We start from the raw sequence: 4913 nt of genomic DNA, 5'->3' as shown, positions 1-4913 counted from the left end.
GTCTAGACGACACCGCTCCACCCCCCGGAACACACTCTCCCCGCCCGCTGCGCCCGCAGCACCGTCACCTCCGCCGCCAGTGCCGCGATCCCGTCCGTCCCGACCCGGCAGCAGCCGCCCACCAGCCGCGCGCCGTCCGCGAGCCAGCCGCCCACCCGGGCCGAGCGGAAGGTCGGCTCGCCGCACCAGCCCCGGCGGGCGGCGTCCCAGCTCTCCCCGCTGTTCGGGTAGACCACCACCGGCTTCCCGGTCACCTCGGCGGCCACCGCCACCGCCCGGTCCGCGTCCTGCGGCGTGCAGCAGTTGACGCCCACCGCGACCACCTCGTCCACCTCCGCGGCCAGCGCGAAGGCCTCCGCCAGCGGCTGCCCGGCCCTGGTCCGGTCGCCCTCGACGCTGTACGACAGCCAGGCCGGCACCCCCAGTCCGCGCACCAGCCCCAGCAGCGCCCGCGCCTCGTCCGCGTCCGGCACCGTCTCCAGCGCCAGCACGTCCGGCCGGGTCGCCGCCAGCACCTCCAGCCGCGGCCGGTGGAAGTCCGCCAGCTCCGCGACGCTCAGCCCGTACCGGCCCCGGTACTCCGAACCGTCCGCCAGCACCGCCCCGTACGGACCCACCGAGGCCGCCACCCAGCGCCGCCGCCCGCCCGGCTCCGGCCGCGCCGCCTCCCGGGCCAGCTCCACGCTCCGCGCCAGCAGCCGCGCGGCCTGCGCCCGGTCGACCCCGCGGCGCGCGAAGCCCTCGAAGCTCGCCTGGTAGCTCGCGGTTATCGCGACGTCCGCGCCCGCCGCGAAGTACGCCCGGTGCGCCGCCACCACCGCCTGCGGGTCGTCCGCCAGCAGCCGCGCCGACCAGAGCTCGTCCGAGAGGTCGTGCCCGGCCGCCGCCAACTGGTTCGACATCCCGCCGTCGAGCACCAGCGGACCGGCGGCCAGCGCGGCGGCGAAGTCCGGCGGGGGAGCAGTGGGCATCTCGGTCTCCTCTGGAAGAGTTCCTGGTCACAGCCTAGGGGTGGGCGCCCCCGGGCCGGGCAGGAAAACCATTTGCCGCCGGGGAACGCACTCGCTACGTTGTGCTCAGCCCGAGAAGAACAGCACCGGCAGAACAGGCCCGGTGGCACCGGCGACCACGGAGAGGAGCCCGGCGATGGCAGCGGACGACCAACCGCCCCCCACCGGGCCCGGAGCCGAGCAGCAGTGGCTCGCCGCGTACGACCCGCGCGCCTACGCCCCGATCGCCGTCACCGTGGACGTGGTCGCCCTGACGTTGCGCCACGGCGGCCTGCACGTCCTGCTCGTCGAGCGCGGCGCCCCGCCCCACCAGGGCTGCTGGGCGCTGCCCGGTGGTTTCCTGCGGGCCGGCGAGGAGGATCTGGACGAGGCCGCCGCCCGCGAGCTCGCCGAGGAAACGGGCCTGCTGAGCGCCTCCGCGGCCGGGGCGATGCCCTGCCGCCTCCACCTGGAACAACTCGGCACCTACGGCGCCCCCGAGCGGGATCCGCGGATGCACGTCGTCTCCGTCGCCTACCTCGCCTTCGCCCCGGACCTGCCCGACCCCCGGGCCGGGACGGACGCCGCGGCCGCCGCCTGGCACCCCGTCTCCGACCTGGACCTCCGGCCCTGCGGCCGGTCCCGAGCCGCCGGTGCGCCCGTCGACACCCACGGGGGTGGTGTCGACGGGCGCCCCGGCCCCGGCCCGGTCACGCTGGCCTTCGACCACGCCCGCATCCTCTCCGACGGCCTCGACCGGGTGCGCGCCAAGCTGGAGTACAGCCCGCTGGCCACCGCCTTCCTGCCGTACGACTTCACCATCCCCGACCTCCGCGCCGTCTACGAGGCGGTCTGGGACGAGAAGCTCCACCCCGGCAACTTCCACCGCAAGGTGCTGTCCGTGCCCGGCTTCGTCGAGAGCACCGGCGCCACCACCGAGCGCGGCGGCGCCCGCGGCGGCCCCCGCGCCCGCACCTACCACGCCGGCGACGCCCGCCTGCTGCACCCCGCGCTGCTCCGCCCCACCCGCGACGACCCGGCCGGCGCCGCCGGCGCCCCCTGAGGTCCGGCGGCCCACGGCAACGCCGTCGACCAACCGGGCTACCATCCGGCCATGACCACTGACGAAGCGACGACCGCCGCCGAAGCCCACCGGCCGTTCTCGCACTGCCACTTCTGCGGCACGCCCTACCCGCCCGGCACCCGCCTCTGGCCCCGCACCTGCCCCGGCTGCGCCGAGATCAGCTACCGCAACCCGCTGCCCGTCGCGGTCACCGTCCTCCCCGTCACCCGCCCCGACACCGACCCGGCCCTGGTCGTCATCCGCCGCACCATCGAGCCCGGCTACGGCGAACTCGCCTTCCCCGGCGGCTACATGGACTACGGCGAGAGCTGGCAGCAGGCCTGCGTGCGCGAACTGCACGAGGAGACCGGCATCACCGCCGACCCGGCCGACGTCACCCTGATCCACACCGCCTCCGACCCCGCCGGCCGCTTCGTCGTGCTCTGCGGTCTGCTCCCGGCCCGCCCGCTCGCCGAGCTCCCGCCCTCGCGCCCCACCGACGAGACCGACGGCTGGCTGCTCGCCACCGCCGACACCGCGCTCGTCTGGGACTTCCACAAGGGTGTCCTGCGCCGCTGGTTCAGCGGCGAGTTCACCCCCCGCTGACCCCGGGCCCGCCCTGCGGCGCGGGCCCCCGGCCCCCACCGGCCGACCCTGGCGCGGCGGCCGATCACATGGCATGGTCTGCACCGACAGCCCAACCGGACGGGTCTGCCACGAGCCCTCCCGTCCCCACCACCGGCCGGGAGACCACCACCGTGAGCACCCCACCGCAGGACCAGCCGCTCTGGCGCCCCAACCCCGCTCGCGCCGCCGCCACCCCCCTGGTGGCCTTCCAGGCCTGGGCGGCCGAGCACCACGGCGCCCCGGCCGCCCCGCTCGCCCCGGCCGACGACGACCAGCAGGCCGCCCAGCGCTACGCCGACCTGCACGCCTGGTCCACCGAGGACCTCGACCGGTTCTGGACCGCGATCACCCAGTGGTTCGACGTCCGCTTCACCCAGGCCCCCGACGCCGTCCTCGCCGACCCCCGGATGCCCGACGCCTTCCTCGCCGACGAGACCCGCACCGGCTCCCAGTGGTTCCCCGGCGCCCGCCTGAACTACGCCGAGCACGTCCTGCGCCACTCCGAGGACCCGGCCAACGCCGACCGGCCCGCCATCCTCCACGTCGACGAGACGAGCGAGGACCCGGTCCCGACCACCTGGGCCGAACTGCGCCGCCAGGTCCTCTCCCTCGCCGCGGCCCTGCGCGCCCAGGGGATCGGTCCCCACGACCGGGTCGCCGCCTACCTGCCCAACATCCCGCAGGCCGTCGTCGCGCTCCTCGCCACCAACGCCGTCGGCGCCGTCTGGACCTCCTGCGCCCCCGACTTCGGCGCCCGCAGCGTGCTCGACCGCTTCCAGCAGCTCGAACCGGACGTCCTGATCGCCGTCGACGGCTACCACTACGGAGGCAAGGCCCACGACCGCACCGACGTCGTCGCCGAGCTGCGCCGCGAACTGCCCTCACTGCGCACCGTCGTCCACGTCCCGCTGCTCGGCGGCCCGGCCCCCGAAGGCGCCCTCGACTGGGCCGACCTGGTCTCCGACCGGGCCCCGGGAGCCGACGGCGAAGCGGAGTTCGCCCAGCTCCCGTTCGACCACCCGCTCTGGGTGCTCTACTCGTCCGGCACCACCGGCCTGCCCAAGCCGATCGTCCAGAGCCAGGGCGGCATCCTGGTCGAGCACCTCAAGCAGGTCGGCCTCCACCTCGGCCTCGGCCCGCAGGACCGCTTCTTCTGGTTCACCTCGACCGGCTGGATGATGTGGAACTTCCTGGTCGCCGGCCTCCTGGTCGGATCCACGATCGTCACCTACGACGGCAGCCCCGGCCACCCCGACGCCGGCGCCCTGTGGTCGGTCGCCGCCCGCACCGGCACCACCGTCTTCGGCACCTCCGCCGCCTACATCGGCGCCAGCCGCAAGGCCGAACTCCACCCCGGCCGCGAGCTCGACCTCTCCGCCGTCCGCTGCATCGGCACCACCGGCTCCCCGCTCCCGCCCGACGGCTTCCGCTGGATCTACGACGAGGTCAGTGAGGACGTCTGGCTCGCCTCGGTCAGCGGCGGCACCGACGTCTGCTCCTGCTTCGTCGGCGGTGTCCCGACCCTGCCGGTCCACCTCGGCGAGATCCAGGCCCCCTGCCTCGGCGCCGCCGTCGAGTCCTGGGACGTCCAGGGCCACCCGCACATCGACACCGTCGGCGAACTCGTCGTCACCAAGCCCCTCCCGTCCATGCCCACCGGCTTCTGGAACGACGACAAGGGCACCCGCTTCCACGACAGCTACTTCGACATGTACCCGGGCATCTGGCGCCACGGCGACTGGATCACCGTCACCTCCCGGGGCACCGTCGTCATCCACGGCCGCTCCGACTCCACCCTCAACCGCCAGGGCGTCCGGATGGGCTCCTCGGACATCTACGAGGTCGTCGAGCGCCTCCCCGAGATCGCCGAGTCCCTGGTCATCGGCCTGGAGGAGCCCGACGGCGGCTACTGGATGCCGCTGTTCGTCGTCCTCGCCCCCGGCGCGGAACTGAACGACGACCTGGTCGGCCGCATCCGCACCGCGCTGCGCACCGAACTCTCCCCGCGCCACGTGCCCGACGAGGTCATCGCCGTCGACGGCCTCCCGCACACCCTCACCGGCAAGCGGATCGAGGTCCCGGTCAAGCGCATCCTCTCCGGCACCCCGCTGGAGCAGGCCGTCAACCCCGGCTCCGTCGACCGCATCGAGCACCTGCGCTTCTTCGAGCAGCTCCGCCTCGACCGCCGGGCCTGACCGGCCCCGGGACGGGCGAGAGGGGCGCCCCCACCATCC

At 75.1% G+C, this 4913-nt stretch carries 4 protein-coding genes; 3 read left to right on the top strand and 1 reads right to left on the bottom strand.

Annotated elements, in window-relative coordinates; all coding sequences use genetic code 11:
• Positions 1–2: 2 nt before the first annotated feature.
• A complete protein-coding gene (gene mmuM / locus ACWGKU_RS38515; protein ID WP_452191770.1) occupies positions 3–971 on the bottom strand; it encodes a homocysteine S-methyltransferase in 969 nt (322 codons plus the stop codon).
• A 175-nt stretch (positions 972–1146) separates the two neighbouring features.
• Between mmuM and ACWGKU_RS38510 the strand changes: the two genes are divergently transcribed.
• From ACWGKU_RS38510 to ACWGKU_RS38500, 3 genes are all read left to right on the top strand, one after another.
• On the top strand, positions 1147–2052 hold the full coding sequence (locus ACWGKU_RS38510) for an NUDIX hydrolase (protein ID WP_452191768.1): 906 nt from the start codon (positions 1147–1149) through the stop codon (positions 2050–2052).
• Positions 2053–2103: 51 nt separating this feature from the next.
• The gene (locus tag ACWGKU_RS38505) at positions 2104–2658 is read left to right on the top strand and encodes an NUDIX domain-containing protein (RefSeq protein WP_452181056.1); all 555 of its coding nucleotides are present in this window, start codon (positions 2104–2106) and stop codon (positions 2656–2658) included.
• Between the two features lie 68 nt (positions 2659–2726).
• Complete coding sequence (locus tag ACWGKU_RS38500; RefSeq protein ID WP_452181057.1) at positions 2727–4874, top strand: acetoacetate--CoA ligase; 2148 nt, start codon at positions 2727–2729, stop codon at positions 4872–4874.
• Positions 4875–4913 lie beyond the last annotated feature (39 nt).

It is taken from the genome of Kitasatospora sp. NPDC054768, assembly GCF_053612025.1.
Note: the sequence above shows the minus strand (reverse complement) of the source record. Positions and strands in the feature narration are given on the sequence as shown.